Annotated in this window: 17 protein-coding genes and 1 other RNA gene; 11 read left to right on the forward strand and 7 right to left on the reverse strand. The window is 65.6% G+C overall.

What is annotated here, in order from left to right; genetic code table 11:
- Positions 1-11: 11 nt before the first annotated feature.
- The 11 genes from DND132_RS09470 (at position 12) to DND132_RS09510 (ending at position 11789) form a co-directional block, all read left to right on the forward strand.
- Positions 12-794, forward strand: coding sequence for a substrate-binding periplasmic protein (locus DND132_RS09470; protein ID WP_014322508.1), 783 nt, complete (start codon positions 12-14; stop codon positions 792-794).
- 24 nt (positions 795-818) lie between these two features.
- Positions 819-2774, forward strand: coding sequence for an OPT family oligopeptide transporter (locus tag DND132_RS09475; RefSeq protein WP_014322509.1), 1956 nt, complete (start codon positions 819-821; stop codon positions 2772-2774).
- A gap of 785 nt (positions 2775-3559) precedes the next feature.
- Positions 3560-4936: a bifunctional UDP-N-acetylglucosamine diphosphorylase/glucosamine-1-phosphate N-acetyltransferase GlmU gene (glmU, locus tag DND132_RS09480; RefSeq protein ID WP_014322510.1), complete on the forward strand. Its 1377-nt coding sequence runs from the start codon at positions 3560-3562 to the stop codon at positions 4934-4936.
- A 77-nt stretch (positions 4937-5013) separates the two neighbouring features.
- Entirely contained in the window at positions 5014-5190 is a 177-nt protein-coding gene (locus tag DND132_RS18490) for a hypothetical protein (RefSeq protein WP_014322511.1), read from the forward strand.
- Positions 5191-5202: 12 nt separating this feature from the next.
- Positions 5203-5472, forward strand: coding sequence for a cell division protein ZapA (zapA, locus tag DND132_RS09485; RefSeq protein WP_014322512.1), 270 nt, complete (start codon positions 5203-5205; stop codon positions 5470-5472).
- 26 nt (positions 5473-5498) lie between these two features.
- A non-coding RNA gene (gene ssrS / locus DND132_RS18000) (6S RNA) lies at positions 5499-5682 on the forward strand.
- 189 nt (positions 5683-5871) lie between these two features.
- Entirely contained in the window at positions 5872-7428 is a 1557-nt protein-coding gene (gene rny, locus DND132_RS09490) for a ribonuclease Y (protein ID WP_014322513.1), read from the forward strand.
- 144 nt (positions 7429-7572) lie between these two features.
- Positions 7573-8463 (forward strand): CheR family methyltransferase, encoded by an 891-nt coding sequence (locus DND132_RS09495; RefSeq protein ID WP_014322514.1) that lies wholly within the window; start codon positions 7573-7575, stop codon positions 8461-8463.
- Between the two features lie 73 nt (positions 8464-8536).
- Entirely contained in the window at positions 8537-9316 is a 780-nt protein-coding gene (locus tag DND132_RS09500) for a TIGR00282 family metallophosphoesterase (RefSeq protein WP_014322515.1), read from the forward strand.
- 37 nt (positions 9317-9353) lie between these two features.
- Positions 9354-10634 carry a tyrosine--tRNA ligase gene (gene tyrS / locus DND132_RS09505; RefSeq protein ID WP_014322516.1) on the forward strand — a complete coding sequence of 427 codons (1281 nt, stop codon included), beginning with the start codon at positions 9354-9356 and terminating at the stop codon, positions 10632-10634.
- Positions 10635-11099: 465 nt separating this feature from the next.
- Positions 11100-11789: a queuosine precursor transporter gene (locus DND132_RS09510; RefSeq protein WP_014322517.1), complete on the forward strand. Its 690-nt coding sequence runs from the start codon at positions 11100-11102 to the stop codon at positions 11787-11789.
- Between the two features lie 260 nt (positions 11790-12049).
- Here DND132_RS09510 and DND132_RS18845 read toward each other — a convergent pair whose 3' ends face one another.
- The 7 genes from DND132_RS18845 to DND132_RS09545 form a co-directional block, all read right to left on the reverse strand.
- Positions 12050-12700 carry a CatB-related O-acetyltransferase gene (locus DND132_RS18845; RefSeq protein WP_014322518.1) on the reverse strand — a complete coding sequence of 217 codons (651 nt, stop codon included), beginning with the start codon at positions 12698-12700 and terminating at the stop codon, positions 12050-12052.
- 87 nt (positions 12701-12787) lie between these two features.
- Complete coding sequence (locus DND132_RS09520) at positions 12788-13504, reverse strand: SPOR domain-containing protein (RefSeq protein ID WP_014322519.1); 717 nt, start codon at positions 13502-13504, stop codon at positions 12788-12790.
- Positions 13505-13529: 25 nt separating this feature from the next.
- Complete coding sequence (gene argS / locus DND132_RS09525; RefSeq protein WP_014322520.1) at positions 13530-15173, reverse strand: arginine--tRNA ligase; 1644 nt, start codon at positions 15171-15173, stop codon at positions 13530-13532.
- A gap of 204 nt (positions 15174-15377) precedes the next feature.
- Positions 15378-15836 (reverse strand): hypothetical protein, encoded by a 459-nt coding sequence (locus tag DND132_RS09530; protein WP_014322521.1) that lies wholly within the window; start codon positions 15834-15836, stop codon positions 15378-15380.
- Position 15837: 1 nt separating this feature from the next.
- Positions 15838-16605 carry a DUF4198 domain-containing protein gene (locus DND132_RS09535; protein ID WP_014322522.1) on the reverse strand — a complete coding sequence of 256 codons (768 nt, stop codon included), beginning with the start codon at positions 16603-16605 and terminating at the stop codon, positions 15838-15840.
- Positions 16606-16744: 139 nt separating this feature from the next.
- A complete protein-coding gene (locus tag DND132_RS09540; RefSeq protein ID WP_014322523.1) occupies positions 16745-17620 on the reverse strand; it encodes a DMT family transporter in 876 nt (291 codons plus the stop codon).
- A gap of 24 nt (positions 17621-17644) precedes the next feature.
- A complete protein-coding gene (locus DND132_RS09545; protein ID WP_041916051.1) occupies positions 17645-18484 on the reverse strand; it encodes an AraC family transcriptional regulator in 840 nt (279 codons plus the stop codon).
- Positions 18485-18649 lie beyond the last annotated feature (165 nt).

Raw genomic sequence — 18649 nt, forward strand, 5'->3', positions numbered from 1 at the left:
CGGAAGTGTCCATGCGACTGCTCCTCAAGATACTCCCCCTCTCCCTCATCCTGCTCCTCGCCGAGGGCGCGGGGGCCATGCCGGGCCAGGCCGGGGAGGCACCCGCACCCGTCAAACTGGTCATGTTCATCGCCCACGCCGACGTGCCGCCCTATTACCTGGAAACGGCCGACGGACAGGGGAGGGGCATCCTCATGGACGTGCTCCGGGCCGTGGCCGGACCGCTGGGCTACGAGGCCGTCCCCCGGCGGCTGCCCGACAAGCGGGGCTGGCACATGCTCGAATACGGCGGGGTGGACGTCTACGCCACGGCCAGGGAGTGGATTCCCGAGCCGGACCGCTTCCTGTGGACCGGGACCTTCATGCCCAACGAGGACGTGCTCCTCTACCGCGCGGGCAGCGCCTTCGCCTACGACGGGCCCGAATCCCTCCACGGCATGCGCGTGGCGGGCATCAAGGGGTTCGTCTACCCGGCCCTGGAATCCCACTTCGGGCCGGGCGGGATCATCCGCCTGGACACGACCACCCCCGAGGCCCTGCTGGAGCTGCTGGCCCTGGGCCGGGCCGACGCCGTGCTGGTCAACCGCACGGAGATATTGTGGATGTTCAGAAACCGCGAAGGCCTTGAGCCCCATCGCTTCCGCATGGACGAGACCCCGGTGGGCCGGGCCCACTACCGCTTCGTCTTTCCAAAGGGGCGGGGCTGGGAACCCGTCATCGACCTGTTCAACCGCCGTCTTCGGGAGATGAAGCGGGACGGCAGCCTCAAGGCCATACTCGACCGATACCGTTAAGCCGGAGACGCCGGAGCGAGACTCATGTACGACGACAAGGAACTGCAAGAATACCGGGACCTGCTGAAACCGCCCGACAAGTTCGAGGAGGGGTTCGACTGGAAGACCATCGTGGGAGCCGTGTTCATCGGCTTCCTGATGATGCCCGGCTCCATGTACCTCCAGCTGGTCATCGGCCAGGGCATCGGCCCGGCCGCCCGCTGGGTGACCATCATCCTCTTCGCCGAGATCGCCAAGCGCTCCTACACCCACTTGAAGGAACAGGAGATATTCCTGCTCTACTACATGGCGGGCGCGGCCCTGGCCTCACCCTTCCAGGGGCTTCTCTGGAACCAGTACCTGGTCCAGTCCGACGCGGCGCGCATGCTCGGCCTGACCGAGTTCATCCCCCACTGGGTGGCCCCGGCCCTGGGCTCCGGCTCCTACCTGGAGCGGACCTTCATGCACCGCGACTGGCTCATCCCCATCCTGCTGCTCATCGGGGCGCAGCTGGTCCAGCGCATCGACCACTTCGGCCTGGGCTACTCCCTCTACCGGCTCACCTCGGACGTGGAGAAGCTGCCCTTCCCCATGGCCCCGGTTGGCGCGCTCGGCACCATGGCCCTGGCCGAGTCCACCGAGGACAAGAAGACCGGCTGGAAGTGGCGGGTCTTCTCCATCGGCGGGGTCATCGGCCTGGCCTTCGGCTTCTTCTACGTGCTCCTGCCCGCCCTGTCCGGGCTGCTCTTCACCGAGCCCATCCGTCTCATCCCCATTCCGTGGATCGAGCTGACCCAGTACACCGAGAACGCCCTGCCCGCCGTGGCCACGGGCATCCAGTTCGACCTCGGCCTGGTCTTCCTCGGCATGGTCCTGCCGTTCTGGGCCGTCATCGGCGGCCTGGTCGGCCTGATCGTGACCATCGTGGCCAACCCGATCCTCTACGCCCACGGCATCCTGCACCGCTGGCATCCCGGCATGGCCACCGTGGAGACGGTCTTCGCCAACAATTTCGACTTCTACATGAGCTTCGGCATCGGGCTGGGCCTGGCCATCGGCGCGGTGGGCGTCTACCATGTGGTCCGGTCCTTCCGGAGCGCCAGCGGCGGGCTCGACTTCTCGGCCCTGTTCAACCCGCCCCAGGGACGCGGGGACATCAACTTCTGGGTGTCCATCGGCATCTACGTCTTCTCCACCCTGTGCTACATCGGGTTCTGCCTGTGGCTGGTGCCGAGCTTCCCGTGGATCTTCTTCGTCCTCTACGGCTTTATCTACACCCCGGTCATCTCGTACATCTCCGCGCGCATGGAGGGCGTGGCCGGGCAGTTCGTGGCCCTGCCCATGGTCCGCGAGTTCTCGTTCATCGCCGGGGCCAAGTTCTTCGGCTACCACGGGCTCGAGATATGGTACGCGCCCATCCCGTTCCACAACTACGGCGAGGCCACGGTCCAGTTCCGCCAGATCGAGCTGACCGGCACCAGCCTGCGCGGGATCATCAAGGCCGAGATCCTGGTCTTCCCCATCGTCATGGTCTCCTCCCTGTTCTTCTCCCAGTTCCTCTGGCAACTGGCGCCCATCCCCTCGCCCGAGTACCCCTTCGCCCAGGAGCTGTGGCACCTCCAGGCCCTGAACACCCTGCTCCTCCAGACCTCCACCCTGGACGGCAACTCCCTGTTCTTCGAAGCGTTGTCCGGCCCGGTGGTCCTGTCCGGCCTGGGCCTCGGGCTGATCCTCTACTCGGTCCTCAACGTCCTGGGACTGCCCGTGCTCCTGGTCTACGGCGTGGTCCGGGGGCTCGGCCAGTCCACGCCCCACGGCATGCTCCTCGAGGTCATCGGCGGCCTGCTCGGGCGCTTCTATTTCCTGAAAAAATACGGGACCAAGTGGCGCCACTACGCCCCGGTCCTGCTGGCCGGCTTCTCCTGCGGCATGGGCCTGACCGGCATGTTCGCCATGGGCTGCACATTGATCATGAAGTCCCTCGGCCGACTGGCTTACTAGCAGGCCCAGCATCGTAGCGAGGAGCCGCAGGCTCCGAGGCTCTCAGCAAGGAAGAACCAGCCCGCCCTCCCGCGTCCCTGGCGGCCCCTTCCCCCACGCCCCTTGGAGCGATTCGGGTGCCCCCGGCACCCGACCGCGGTTCTTTGTCCCGCACCCCGGCACGCCCCCCCGCGTCCCGCCGCACCTCTTGCCCACGCCGAACCAGCCCTGGAGGGGGCGCGTAGAAGCCGACCGCGAAGGGCGGCGGCTCTTGTCCCGCCGAGACTCGGTCTTCCCCCAAAGGGGCCATTCCGCTCCGGGAGCAGGCCGATACCTTTCCTTGGATGGAGCCGCCCCGAGCGGATCGGATTCTTGCGCCCCCTCCCCGGGCGGCCGCGCCCCCTCCAGGGCCCTTTTTTTCGTCCATTTTTTTGGGCCAGCAAAAAAATGGACCCCGCCGGGAGGGCATGGAGGCTGAGGCGGTGCAACCGCCTCACTGGCTCTCGGAGGGAGGAGCGCAGCTCCCTCCCGGCTCTCCGCGCCGATGGCGCGTTCCCGGAGCGAGGAGCCGCAGGCTCCAACGCGGCTCTCCGCGAAGCAGGCGCGGTCTTCAGTGGCGCGGTGCAGGCGCGGTCTTCAGCGGCGCGGCTGCAAGCCGCAATCCCCCCCCCACGCCCGCCAGAGGCAAAATAACGCCAACCCCCGACAACTTGACGCCATTTTGCAAAGGGGCCTTGTTCTTTCCCTTGCGAGCGGGTAATTTGTGCCCGGCATAACGGTACAAGGAACCCAATACGGAGATCAGAATGCCCGAAACCAAGACCACCGCCCTGGTGCTCGCCGCAGGCAAGGGAACGCGCATGCGCTCGGCCAGGGCCAAGGTGCTGCAGACCCTGCTCAACGAGCCCATGCTCTTCTACGTGTACGAGGCCCTTGCGCCCATCGTGCGGGACGACGTCCTGACCGTGGTCGGCCACGACGCCGACAGCGTGGCCGCGGCCTTCCCGGCCATGGCCGACCGTTTCGTCATGCAGGCGGAACAGCTCGGCACGGGCCACGCCCTCCAGGTGGCCTGGGAGGCGGTCGAGAAGACCGGGGCCACCCACTGCCTGGTCATCAACGGCGACACCCCGCTGGTCACGGTGGAGGCCCTGGAACGGCTGATGACCGCCCGCGAGGGCTGCGACCTGGCCTTCATGACCATCACCCCGCGCGACACCGGGGCCTTCGGCCGGGTGGTCCGCGACCGGGAGCGGCTGGTCCGCGCCATCGTCGAGGCCAAGGACTACGATTTCTCCCAGCACGGCCCGGTCACGGGCGAGGTCAACGCGGGCATCTACCTGCTCAAGGTCGCAACCATCGGCCCCCTGCTCGAAAAGCTCGAAAACGCCAACAAGTCCGGCGAATACTACATCACCGACCTGGTCGGTCTGGCCGTGGACCAGGGGCTGTGCGTGGAGGGCGTCCAGGCGGGCAACGACGTCTCGCTCATGGGCATCAACTCCCCGCGCGAGCTGATCGCGGCCGAGTCCACCCTGCGGGCGCGCATCGTGGACGAACTCATCGATCGGGGCGTGCTCATCCACAACCCCGGCACCGTGATCATCGGGCCCAGGGTCGAGATCGAGCCCGGCGCCGAGATCTTCGGCCACTGCGAGATCTACGGGGCGTCCAGGGTGGCCGCCGGGGCCCGGCTCGGCTCGTACAACCACATCACCGACGCGACCTTCGCGCCCGGCTGCGTGGTCCGCGAGTTCAACCACATCGAAAAGGCCGCCGTGGGCGAGGGGGCGACCGTGGGTCCGTACTCCCGGCTGCGGCCCGGCGCGCGGCTCGAAAAGAACGCCCGCATCGGTAATTTCGTGGAGATGAAGAAGGCGGTCCTGGGCGAAGGGGCCAAGGCCAGTCACCTGACCTACCTGGGCGACGCCGAGGTCGGGGCCGGGGCCAACATCGGGGCCGGGACCATCACCTGCAACTACGACGGGAAGAACAAATTCACGACCAGGATCGGCGCGGGGGCGTTCATCGGCTCCAACACCGCCCTGGTCGCCCCGGTGAGCGTGGGCGACAACGCCCTGATCGGGGCGGGGTCCACCATTACCAAGGACGTGCCGGACAACCAGACCGGCATCGCCAGGGGCAAGCAGGTCAACCTCAGACGGAGCCTGAAGAAAAACTAGGGATGTGGTGGAAAACCCTTTAAATAACTGTGGAAAGAAATCTTGCCTTGGACCCGAAAAAAGCATAGATAAAAGATATGGAATTAGTTGCCAAGCTTGAAGAGCGTTTCAACGGATTATTGAATAAAATTGCGGAACTGAAAGAAGAAAATCAGCGCTTGAAGGAGGAGGCCGAGTCCGAGAGGCAGTTGCGCCAGGACATCGAAGCCCGTATCAACACGCTGCTCGAGAAGATTCAGAACGAGCTGGAATGATAGTGGGTTACGATGCCTCGCTACACGCTGACCCTGCTGGGACTCGAGATATCCTTCAAGACGGATGCGGACAATGTCCGCATCGAGGCCGCCCAGGCGTTTATCGAGAACAAGCACAAGGAGCTTGTTGCCGGAGCTGGTGACATCAGCAAGGAAAAGCTGCTCACCTATCTGCTCCTGAGCCTGGCGGACGATTATCTGGTCGCCGAGGCCAAGCTGAGGCGGCTGGAAGGGAAGATCGGAGAGATTTTGGAAAAGACCTCAACGGACCCGGGCCGATAACTGGACGGGACCGAGGTCGGCAAGGAATTACCCTGGGGCGTGCGTGATTGCCCGGAGTGTTATTGAGCCAATGCTCTGAAAAAGGGCGACGACTTCAGCGTGCTGGTGAGCAGGCCCGGTCCGACCGGGAAGCCTGAAGGCGCGCGAGCCAAGCCCACCTGGACATGCCAGGTTCAAAACATACAGGCAACACGGCTTCCCGGGGATTTAAACCTCCGCCTGACCGGCCATGACCGGCGTTTTCAGGCGGCGATATATACCCTACAGCCATATCCGAAACCACCCTCCTCTCTTCTCTTCAGAGCAGAGTGCGTCTTGTCGCGCGCTCTTCAAGTCACGGCTCGGCGGAAACAGGCCGCCTGATTGAAAAGCCTGTTAACATAAATAAGGAGCAACCGAATGTTAGCCGAAATCGCCATGGTCGGCGGTGGACTGATCCTCGGCCTCGGAGCCGGAATCATTCTCTTCAAATACATCTCCGACAAAAAGGTCTCCGACTCCAAGGGGCTGGCCGAGCGCATCGTGGAGGAGGCGCGCAAGGAAAGCGAGGCCCTGAAAAAGGAGTCGCGTCTCCAGGCGCAGGACGAGATTTTCAACCAGAAGAAGGAGCTGGAGCGGGAGTTCAAGGACCGCGAGAGCCAGCTCAAGAGCGAGGAGAAGCGCCTCCACTCCAAGGAGGAGCGCCTCGACGCCAAGCGGGAGAAGGTCGCCGACAAGGAGGCTCAGGTGGTGGAGCTGGAAAAGCAGCTCATCAAGCAGGAAAAGCACCTGAGCGAACTGGAGGAGGATCTGACCCAGAAGTCCGACGAGCACGAGCGCAAGCTCCAGGAGATTTCCGGCCTGACCGTGGAGGAGGCCAGGGAGAACCTGCTCAAGGAGATCGAGTCCCGCACCCGTCACGAAGCCGCCAAGATGATCCGGAACATCGAGATGGAGGCCAAGGAAAACGCCTCCAAGAAGGCCAAGGAGATCCTCTCCCTGGCCCTGCAGCGCTACGCGGGCGACTACGCGGGCGAGCAGACCGTGACCGCCGTGACCCTGCCCTCCGAGGACATGAAGGGCCGCATCATCGGCCGTGAGGGCCGCAACATCCGCGCCCTGGAAGCGGCCACCGGCGTGGACCTGATCATCGACGACACCCCCGAGACCGTGGTCCTGTCCGCCTTCAGCCCGCTCAAGCGCGAGGTGGCCAAGCAGGCGCTCGAACGCCTCATCCACGACGGCCGCATCCATCCCGCCCGCATCGAGGAGATCGTGCGCAAGGTTGAGGGCGAGATGGACACCAAATTGAAGGAGATCGGCGAGCAGGCCACCTTCGACGTGGGCGTGCACGGCATCCACCCCGAACTGATCAACCTGCTGGGCCGGCTGCACTACCGCACCAGCTTCTCCCAGAACGTGCTCCAGCACTCCATGGAGGTCGCCTTCCTGTGCGGCGTCATGGCCGCCGAGCTCGGCCTGAACGAGAAGGAGGCCAAGCGCGCGGGGCTGCTGCACGACATCGGCAAGGCCGTGGACCACGAGATCGAAGGCCCCCACGCCATCATCGGCGCGGACCTGGCCAAGAAGCACGGCGAGTCCAAGGAGATCATCCACTCCATCGCCGCCCACCACGAGGACACCCCGCCCATGACCATCCTGGCCAACCTGGTCCAGGCCGCCGACTCCCTGTCCGGCGCCCGGCCCGGCGCGCGCAAGGAGCTGCTTGAGAACTACGTCAAGCGCCTTGAGGAGCTGGAGGGGCTGGCCACCGGCTTCGACGGCGTGCAGAAGGCCTATGCCATCCAGGCGGGCCGCGAAATCCGCGTCATGGTTGATTCCGAGAAGGTCGGCGACGAGAACACCTACGTGCTCTGCAAGGACATCGCCGAGAAGATCGAGAACAACATGACCTACCCCGGCCAGATCCGGGTCACGGTCATCCGCGAGAAACGGGCCGTGGGCTACGCCAAATAGGCAATCCGAAGGCGCACCCGGCCCCCCGCCGGGTGCGCTTTTCTTTCCGGCGCGCTCCCGTCCGCAAAAAATCATAGCTCATGAGAACCATGATCCTCTATGGTTACCTCACTGCACCCGGCAGCCTATGGAGTCGCACGAGACATGAACCGCAATTCGGACCCCGCCCCGGAGAAACTCAAGCAGGCCATGGACCAGTCCATGAACCTGGTGCGCTCGGAAATGGGCGACGCCGAATTCAAGCGGTTCAGCGAGCACATCCAGTCCGAACTCGGCATCAAGATGCCGCCCACCAAGAAGGTCCTGCTCCAGTCCCGGTTCCAGAAGCGGCTGCGCGCCCTGGGCATGTCCAGCTACAAGGAATACTGCGACTACGTCTTCTCCGACGCCGGACGCGAACAGGAGCGCATGCACCTGATCGACGTGGTCACCACCAACACCACGCATTTCTTCCGCGAGCCCAAGCACTGGGACATCATGAACAACATGGTCCTGCCCGAGCTGTGGGACCGGGGCGTGGGCCGCTCCTCGGCCCTGCGCATCTGGTCGGCGGGCTGCTCCTCCGGCGAGGAGCCGTACACCCTGGGCATGGTGCTCCACGAGTGGAGCGCCCGGTGCCAGGGGTTCGACTTCACCATCCTGGCCACGGACATCTCCCAGAAAATCCTGACCGAGGCCAAGCGGGCCGTGTACGCCATGGACAAGGTGGCGGACGTGCCCATGCAGTACAAGAAGAAGTACATGCTCAAGTCCAAGGACCAGCGGCTGGTCAAGATGGACGCCATGCTGCGCAACAAGGTCTCGTTCCAGCGCCTGAACTTCATGGAGGACTTCCGGCTCCAGAACCGGCAGGACATCATCTTCTGCCGCAACGTGGTCATCTACTTCGACCGCCCCACCCAGGAAGTGCTCTTCCGGAAGTTCTGCGAAAACCTCCAGCCCGGCGGCTACCTGTTCATCGGCCACTCGGAGAGCCTGTCCGGCATGACCCTGCCCATCCGGCAGGTGGCCCCCACCGTCTTCCAGCGGCTCTGACCGCCCCCTCCGCCACCCGGCCCGCCACCCGGCCCGAAGGCGGCAACCCTCACGCATCACCCCAAGGAGCGTCATGCGCATTCTCTTTCTCGGCGACATCGTAGGCCTGTCCGGCCGCAAGGCCGTCATCCAGAACCTCGCCCGCATCCGCGAGGAGGAGTCCATCGACCTGATCTTCGCCAACGGCGAGAACGCCAGCGGCGGCTACGGGCTCAAGGAAAAGCACGCCCACGAGTTGCTCAAGGCGGGCCTGGACGGCATCACCGGCGGCAACCACATCTGGAAGTACAAGGACCTCTACGCCCTGCTCGACGACGACGGCCGCATCCTCCGGCCGCACAACTACCCGGAGCAGCTGCCCGGCTCGGGCGTGCGCGTCTTCCGCAAGGCGGGGCTGCCCCCGGTGGCGGTCATCAACCTCATCGGCCGGACCTTCATGCCGCCCATCGACTGCCCGTTCGCGGCCGTGGAGACCGTGCTCGACGCGCTGCCCGCCGACATCCCGGTGCAGATCGTGGACTTCCACGCCGAGGCCACTGGCGAGAAGATCGCCATGGGCTACTTCCTCGAAGGCAAGGTCTCGGCCGTGGTCGGCACCCACACCCACGTCCAGACCAACGACGCCAAGGTCCTGACCGGCGGCACCGGCTACCTGACCGACCTGGGCATGTGCGGGGCCGCGGATTCCTGCCTGGGCATGAAACCGGAAATCATCCTGGACCGCTACCTCACGGGACTGCCCCGGCAACTGGAGGCGGCCAATGGTCCTGGGATTTTACAAGGCGCGATTTTTGACATAGATGATACCACCGGCAGGGCGACATCCATGGCCACGTTTCGGCGTGACGGCTAGGTTCGCCCACTCTCCAACCACATGAATGAGGAAGAAAGTGAATATCTACGACGAGTTGAAATGGCGGGGGCTGATCAATCAGGTTTCTGACGAGGACAAGGTGCGCGCCTATCTGTCCGAGCCCGGGGCCACCATGTATTGCGGCTTCGATCCCACCGCCGAGAGCCTGCACGTGGGCAACCTCGTCCCCCTGCTCTGCCTGGTGCGCATGAAACGGGCCGGGCACCATCCCCTGTACCTCATGGGCGGCGCCACCGGGCGCATCGGCGACCCCTCGGGCAAGGACAAGGAACGCGAGCTGTCCGACGCCGACAAGCTCGACGAGCGGTTGGAGATGATCAAGCACCAGGTCCGCCGCTTCGTGGAACGCAACACCGGCGAGCGCCCGAACATCGTCAACAACTACGACTGGACCAAGGACATGTCCTGCATCGAGCTTTTGCGCGACGTGGGCAAGCACTTCACGATCAACTGGATGCTCCAGAAGGAGTCGGTCAAGGGCCGCATCGGCCGCGAGGAGACCGGCATCTCCTACACCGAGTTCTCCTACATGATCCTCCAGGCATACGACTTCTACCACCTGTACAAGAACTACGACTGCCGGTTGCAGATCGGCGGCGGCGACCAGTGGGGCAACATCACCGCGGGCTGCGAGTTCATCCGCCGCCGCTACGCCGTGGACGGGGAATCGGCCGAGGCCTTCGCCCTGACCTTCCCGCTGATCACCACGGCCTCGGGCAAGAAGTTCGGCAAGTCCGAGGGCAACGCCGTGTACCTCAACGCGGACCTGACCACGCCCTACGCCTTCTACCAGTTCTTCATCAACACCGACGACGCGGACGTGATCAAGTTCCTCAAGCTCTTCACCTTCCTCACGCCCGAGCAGATCGCCGAGCTGGAGAAGCAGACCGAGGAGGCCCCGCACCTGCGCGCGGCCCAGAAGCGGCTGGCAGAAGAGGTCACGACCATGATCCACGGCAAGCACGAGCTGGAACGCGTCCTGGCGGCCACCGAGGCGCTCTTCGGCAAGGGCGACATCAAGGCCATCGACCCCGGCACCCTGCGCGCCGCGTTCGAATCCGCGCCCGCCGTGCGCTACGCCCCCGGCGACGTGCCGGACCTGCCCCAGATGCTCGTGGACCTCGGCCTGGTCAAGTCCAAGGGCCAGGGCCGCAAGGACATCCTGGGCGGCGGCGTGTACATCAACGGCGAGCGCGTGGAGGACGGCGACGAGATCACCGACACCCAGTTCATCGGCGGGGAACTCCTCATCATCCGCAAAGGCAAAAAGAACTACGGGTTGGTGACTAAAGGGTAGCGGGAAGCGGCTTCCGATAGCGGGCCATCTGCACATTTTTTCCGAGGGGCTTTCATCCTCACGTAGACGGCTACGCTGCGGTAAAAGCCCCCTGGAAGAAAATGCACAGCTGACCCACTCTCGAAAGCCTAGTGCGAACGCGGGGGAGAGAGCCGCTGTCGGGTGCTGCGCACCCGAATCGCTCCAGAAGAAATCGGGCGCGGGTTGCGTGGCAAGCCGCGCCTTTTTTGCGTCCGCACGCCGACCGATCGTGAGCAGCCGATTCTCCTGTGAAGCGCCACGGTTCACCCCCTCAACTCACACGTCACCCCGCACCAGCACGGACCTGCCGAAGGCACACAAAAAGTTTGGGAGAGTCCAGAGAACCCTTTTCAAAGGGTTCTCTGGTCCCCCCGAAGGGGCCGCCGGAGGCATCTCGCGCCGCGAGGCTTGACCTCGGGCGAAAATGGAGGCAAGTGAGCCTGCATGAACGAAACATTATGGATACTGTTTGCATTGGTGGACCTGTGCATGGTCCTGGTGGTCTACCGGTTGTTCGGCAAGGTGGGGTTGTTCGGGCTGATGGTCTTCAACCTGCTGTTGTGCAACATCCAGGTGCTCAAGACCGTGGAGCTGTTCGGGCTGACCACGACGCTCGGCAACGTGCTGTACGCCAGCGTGTTCCTGGCCACGGACCTGCTCAGCGAGTTCTACGGCAAGAAGGAGGCGCGCAAGGGCGTGCTCCTCGGGTTCGTGACCCTGCTGATGATGGTCGGATACATGCAGATCGCGCTCTATTTCCAGCCCGCCGCGTCCGACTTCGCCCAGCCGCACCTGGAGGCGCTGTTCGGGTTCCTGCCGCGCGTGGCCCTGGCCTCCATGGCCGCGTACCTGGTCTCGCAGCTGCATGACGTCTGGGCCTTCCACGCCATCCGGGCGCGCACGGGCGAGCGCCTCCTGTGGCTGCGCAACAACGCCTCGACCATGGTCAGCCAGCTGCTCGACTCGGTGATCTTCTGCACCATCGCCTTCTGGGGCGTGTTCCCCATGGACGTGTTCATGGAGATCCTGCTGTCCACCTACATCATCAAGGTGGCCGTGGCCGCCCTGGACACCCCGTTCATCTACCTGGCCAAGCATTTGTTCGAGAAGCAGCGCCAGGTTCAGTCCGCCTAGCGGAAACTCATTGCCGTGACAAAAAGGCCGCCGGAAGGTTCCGGCGGCCTTTTTTTTGGGGAACTATCCCCGTAACTCCCTGACGGGAAAAATCAGATGTCGAAAGCCGCTTCGCGGCGCACGTCGGATGATTTCGCCTCCGGCGGGCAAGGACTCGCGCCCTTGCATCCCCCTTCCGCGCCTGCGGCGCAATGGCTCGTCGCTACGCAGCTCTCAACCGGCAAAAGGACCTGGATACGGCCATGTTTTGCGGTCGGCGATCAGCCTTCCAGGGCGGTCAGGTCCGCGCCGGAGATGGCCTCGCGCCGGGCCAGAATCCTGTCCAGGGGCCAGTCCCACCAGCGGACGGCCTGGAGCCGGTCGATGGTCGGCTGGTCGAAGCGCATGCGGATGACGCGGGCCGGGTTGCCCGCGACCACGGCGTAGGGGGGCACGTCGCACCCGACCACGGACCGGGCCCCGATGATCGCGCCGTCGCCGATGGTCACGCCGGGCATGACCACGGCCTCCATGCCGAGCCAGACGTCGTTGCCGATGACGGTGTCGCCCTTGCGGCCGGGCAGGTTGAACAGGGCCTTAACCTCGTCGAAGCCGGTCTCCGGGGTCATGGTGAAGTTCCAGAAGGGGTAGGTGGAGAAGCCGCGCATGTCGTGGTTGGCCGAGCTGGTGATGAAGACCACGCCGTGGGCGATCTGGACGAACCGGCCGATGACGAGTCGTTCCGGGCTCAGGGGGAAGAGGTACGGGGCGATGGCCGCCGCGTAGTCCTCCACCGGGTTGAAGTTGGAATAGTAGCTGAAGTCCCCGATCTCCATGCGCGGGTGATCGACGACCTGGTTCAGGTTGACCACGGTCTTGACGACCGTTCCGTCGGGCAGGACCATGGGGTGGCGGGCGGTGGGATCGAGCATGGGCGTTCTCCTCGGCTTCGGGAAGGATCGGGAAAGAAAAAGGGCTGTCCGGATCACCGCACAGCCCTTGGGAATATCTCGCGCCGCCTAGTTCGCGGCGGTCTTCTTCTTGAGCAGCGGCTTGTCGATGCCGTATTTGGCCAGGACCGCCTTCATCTCCGAGGTGGACGCCGGGGTGCCGTGGTGCAGGACCTGGACGCGATGCCAGGTGGACCCCTTGGCCTCACCGGACTCCACACGGGCGTTCAATCCGGCTCCGGCCAGCTTGCCGCTCAGGGCCTTGGCCATCTCCACCTTGCGGAACGAGGCCACCTGGTAGACGTAGTCGTAGACCGGTTCGCCGGGCTGGGCCGGGGTCGGCGTGAACGCCGCGGGCGCGGGCTGGGCGGGTTCGGCGGCGGGCTTGGCCGTCGGTCTGGCCGGTTCCGGCTTGGGCTCGGGCTTGGGCGCGGGGGCCGGCTTGACGTCCTCGGCCGTGTTGTCGAGCATCTGCTGGGGCGAGGCCTTGAGCCGGTCCTGGTAGTCCAGTTCCTCAAGGGTCAGGACCTTGGGCGGATTGGCCTCGGCCACGGTCTGGCCGTGCTCGGCGCCGGGCATGATCTCCTGGAGGGGCGGCACGTCGGCCTCGGGCCGGTAGCCGCGCCCGATGAGGATGCCCATGACGAAAAAGAAGGTCAGGGCCAGGACGCCCACCCCGGTCAGGCTGATCATGCCGGGCAGGGACAGGGAGATGTCGTACTTCCGCTTGGTCGCGTTGAGCTTGGGCACCTTGAGCTTGTATTTCGGTTCCAGATTTTCCGCCATGGTCCTTCCCTCGGAGTTCGCGCCCCTACATGGATTCCGGGGCGTTCACGCCCAGCAGCCCGAGGCCGTTCGCCACCACCCCGGCCACGCAGTCGAGGAGCATGAGCCGGGCCGAGGCCACGTCGGGCTCGGCGCTGAGCACGTGGCAATTGGTATAGTACCTGTGGAGCGTCGAGGCAAGCTCTTGCAAATACATGGAGATCAGGTGCGGGCTCTGGGTCCGCGCGGCGGCCTCCACGTAGTCCGGGTACTGGTCCAGGAGCTTGAGCAGCTCCAGGTCCCACTCGGTGTCGAGCAGGGCCAGGGAGGCCGGGCTCACTGCGGCGGGCCGGATGCCAGCTTCCTCGGCCTTCTTGTCCAGGGAGCGGATGCGCGCGTGGGCGTACTGCACGTAGTAGACCGGGTTGTCCATGGACTTCTGCTTGACCAGCTCCAGGTCGAAATCGAGCTTGGAGTCGGACTTGCGCGACAGGAACATGAACCGGGCCGCGTCCGAGCCGACCTCGTCGACCACGTCCTTGAGGGTCTCGAACTGGCCCGCGCGGGTGCTCATGGCGATGGGCTGGCCGTCGCGCAGCAGGTTGACCAGGTTGACCAGGATGACGGACAGCCCGCCCGGTTTGCCCAGCGCCTCGCAGGCGGCCATCATGCGCGGCACGTAGCCGTGATGGTCCGCGCCCCAGATGTCGATGACCAGGTCGAAGCCGCGCTTGAACTTGTTGTCGTGGTAGGCGATGTCCGAGGCGAAATAGGTGGTGTCGCCGTTGCTCTTGCGCAGCACGCGGTCCTTGTCGTCGCCGAGCAGGGTGGACTTGAACCAGAAGGCGCCGTCCGCAGCGTAGCCCATGCCCGAGGCGGTCAGGTCGGCGAAGGTCTCGTCCACCTTGCCGTCGTTGACCAGGGACTTCTCCGAGAACCAGATGTCGTGGCGCACGTGGAAGGCGGCCAGGTCGTCCTTGATCCCCTGGAGGATGACGCCCATGCCGTATTCCTTGCAGGCCTCGACGGCGTCCGCTTCGGGCAGGTCCAGGAGGTCGGGCCGCATGGCCATGAAATCGCGGGCGATGTCGGTGATGTACTCGCCCCGGTAGTAGTCCTCGGGCTCGGCCGGGTTCAGGCCGCCGAGCTGCCGGGCGCGGTACAGGATGGAGCCGCCCAGGATGCGCATCTGGCGGCCCGCGTCGTTGATGTAGTACTCGGCCTCCACGTCGTACCCGGCCTTTTCCAGGATGCGGGTCAGGGAGTCGCCGAGCGCCGCGCCGCGCCCGTGCCCGATGTGCAGGGGGCCGGTGGGGTTGGCGGAGACGTACTCCACCTGGACCTTGGTGCCGTTGCCCAGGGTCGAGGAGCCGTAGGCCTCGCCCTGGTCCAGGATCGCGGACACGGTCTCCCGCCAGAAGGCCGGAGCAAAGGTGAAATTCAGGAAACCCGGCCCCGCGATGTCGATCTTCTCGATGAGCGCATCGCCCGCCAGGGCCGCCTTGATGTCCTCGGCCACGGCGCGCGGCGCCTTCTTGGCGTCCTTGGCCAGCAGCATGGCCACGTTGGCCGACATGTCGCCGAAGGCGCTGTCCTTGGGCGGCTCGATGACCGCCTTGTCCGGCCACGGCAGGCCCAGTCCCTCAAGCGCCTGCTTCAGCGCCCCTTCCAGATGTATCTTCGCTCTCATCGTCGAATATTCTCCTTAAACAAAGCTCGTGCGGCACGCTCTAGCACGAAACCCCACGCAATCCAAGCAGAGAAGCGGAGCCTTCCCCGGACCCCGCTCCCGCTCCCCGCCCGTTTCAGGATCGCGGGGGGGAAGAAACCGGCGCGCCCCTCCTTGCGGAGAAGCGCGCCGTCCGATTGGTCGCCTTCGAGTGCCGGGAAACCGTTATCCGGCCCGTTTGCGCTGCCGCAGGACCATGACCAGCAGGGCCAGGTTGGCCAGGAGGCTCAGTCCGAGGCCCACGGATACCGGGGTCGCCCCACCGCCCTGGGGAACGGACGCGGCCTGGGCGGCAAGGCCCGCCTCCGAGCCGGTCACGGGCACCTCCAGGGCGCCCTTGTGGCCCGACTCGTCCCAGGCGGTCACGGTCCAGGTGCCCGGCGCGTCCGGCACGAAGCTGACCACGCCGCGGGCGTCGGTGCGCCCGTTCTGGTATTCCAGGTCCGGCGGGCTGTCCGGGCCGAAGACCTTGGTCTCCGCGTAGGACATGGGCTCTCCCCCGGCATAGGCGAAGCGCACGGCCACGGCGTGGTCCGGGATCACGCCGTAGGTCACGCCGTGGCCCCAGGCCGGGGAGGAGAGGAGCAGCATGGCGCACAGCGCCGCGAACACCGTCCTGCCCATGCTACTTCACCGGGAAGGCCAGCACGCTGCGCATGGCGTGCTGCTCGTAGTTGGCGCCCTTCTCGTCCACGACGTACTGCACGCGGACCATCCAGAAGCCGGGGGCGGAGATGGTGATGTCGGCCTTGCCCTCGCCGTAGGGCTCGGTGAAGTAGGCGTAGGCATTGGGGGTGTCCGTGAAGCCCGCATAGGTGGCGGTCACCGCGTCCGGGGACACGGGTTTCCCGTCGAGCAGGATCTGCACGGTCAGGGTGTCGCCCACCTTCAGCTCCAGCGGGTTGTTCAGGGGCACGATCTCCAGGGCGTCGCCGGTCTTGACGTCCCAGCCCTGGGTCCGGCCGCCCACCGGAATGAGGGTTTTGCAGAATTTCTCGTAGTTGCGCGACCAGACCACGCCCTTGAGGGTGGAGCGGTCGCCCTTGAGCACGCCCTTGGGCGTCTTGCTCCAGACCTCGCCCAGCCGGTGGCCGTGCAGCAGGGCCGCGCCCGGCTGGCCCAGCGTGACCGTACCGGTAAAGGACTTGAACGCCTGGTCGACCGCCAGGGGGATGTCCTTGCCCAGGTAGGAGGCTTTCACGTTGGCCGGGTTCTCCAGCTCCTCGCTCTTCATGAACACGTGCGCCGAGACCAGGGAAAAAGGCACCTCCTGACCCGGCGAATAGGTCTTCCAACTCTGCGGAACCAGGATGAATTCGTGGGCCGAGGCGGAGATCGCGGTGACGGCCACCAGGCACAGGGCCGCGCACAGCAGGGCGATACGTCGAGACATGTTGTTCCTCCAAAAAAATTAGTATGTGAATGTTGCATACTAATTAATAATTGGTAACACAAAGAGTCAAAACGAAAAATCAAATGAAAGGAGGAAGTCGGATAGAGCGGCCTAAGAGATCGGCGGCCCGCCCTATCCGTCAGCGCGAGATCAGCACGATGCCCGCGAGGACGCAGCCGCAGCCGGTGAGCTGCTGCCAGCCCACGGGCTCGTGGAGGACCAGGGCGGACAGGACCAGGGCGGACACGGGCATGACCGCGGTGAAGACCCCGGCCGTGGACGGCGGGACTTTGGTCACGCCCGCGAACCAGAAGAGGTAGGCGAGCACGGTGACGAACGCCCCGTAGTAGCCGATCACCAGCCAGCCGGTGGCGGAGATGGCCGCGAGATCGGTGCGCGCGGCCTCGACGACCCCCATGGGCAGGAACCAGGCCAAGCCGAAGAGGGAGATGACGGTGGCCGCAGCCAGGGGCGAGAGGGGTTCGGGCACGGTCTTGCGGATGAGCAGGAACAGGGACTCGAAAAGCACGGCGGCCAGGACCAGCAGGTTGCCGACCACGGGGTTCGCGCCGCCCGGCCCGGCGGTCCCGACCAGATTGATGACCAGCACGCCCGCCACGGACAGGCAGATGCCGAGCAGAACCCGGCGCGACGGCCGGTCCCTGAGGAAGAGCCAGGCGATGAGCCCCATGCAGGCCGGGGTGGTGGAGGTGATGATCCCGGCCGAGGCCGGGCCGGTCAGGGTCAGGCCGTGGAGCAGGAACACGGTGAACAGGAAGGAGCCGCACAGGGACTGGACGGCCAGCTTGAGCCAGGTCCTCCGGCACAGGCTCGGCAGGCCGCCCTCGCGTGCGTTAAGCATGGGCAGGAGGATGGCCAGGGCCAGGGCGAAGCGCAGGGCCGAGGCCAGGTACACGGGCAGTTCCTCGACCATGATCCGGCCGGCGACCACGGAGCTGCCGACCAGGATCATGGCCAGGGAGAGGTTGAGACGGGCGAGGTATTGTTTGGGCATGGGCGGACCATGCCCCAGTCCGGCTCAGGAGTTTTGAAGCATCTTGCGGTATCGGGCGGGGGTGATCCCGGTCTGGCGCTTGAACAGTCGGGTCAGGTGGGCCTGGTCCGCGAAGCCGCAGTCCATGGCGATGTCGGCCACGCGGCCCTCCCCGGCCAGGCGGCCGCGTGCCCGCTCCACCCGGACCTGGGTCAGGTAGGCGTGGGGCGTGATGCCGAGCTGTCCCTCGAAGACGCGCACCAGGTGGAAGGGCGACAGCCCAGCCTCGCGGGCCAGGTCGGACAGGGGCAGGTCCTCGGCGAAGCGGTCCTCGATGACGGCCCGCGCCCGGTTCACGGCGCGGTGCTCCCGCCCGGCCCGGACCCCGCCCCGGCGGTCGTCCGCGTGCCGCTTGATCCAGGCGGCGAGCAGCCCGAGCAACCGGGTCTCCTTTTCCATGAGCGGGGTCTCCGGCTGTTCCAGGCAGCGATGAGTGCGGGTGATGCACTCGGCCAGGGCCGGGTCGTCGAGCACGCCCGCCCGGAAATGGGGCAGGTCGGGCTGATCCCTGAGCTCGCGCGCGGCGGCCATGAGCGCGGCCGGGGAGAGGTAGAACATGCGGTAGGCCCAGCCGCCCTCCCCGGCCCCCTGGCCGTCGTGGGGCTCGCCCGGCACCACCAGGTTGACCTGGCCGCGCGCGGCCACCACGGACTCGCCGCGATAGCGGAAACGCATGGCCCCGTCCCCGATGCAGCCCACGGCGAACCCCTCGTGGAAGTGCCGGGAAAAGCGCTGGGTCACGAACCGCGCGCGCAACAACTCCACCCCGCCCCACAGGGGCAGGGTCGCGACGTGGCTGGTTTCCTGGCGGGCGGGCGCGGACATGGCCCGATCATGGCCCAGGCCGGGGGGAAAGGCAATCCGCCGGACCTGGGCGGGCATCGGGGCGGAGCCGTTTCAGCGCCCGGCCCGGATACGATATCCCTCTAATTTCCTTATGTAAGAAAAATGTATGAAGGCGTGGTTTACGTACTGCGGACCTGAAAAACG

This window comes from Pseudodesulfovibrio mercurii, from assembly GCF_000189295.2.
GTDB classification, from domain to species: domain Bacteria; phylum Desulfobacterota; class Desulfovibrionia; order Desulfovibrionales; family Desulfovibrionaceae; genus Pseudodesulfovibrio; species Pseudodesulfovibrio mercurii.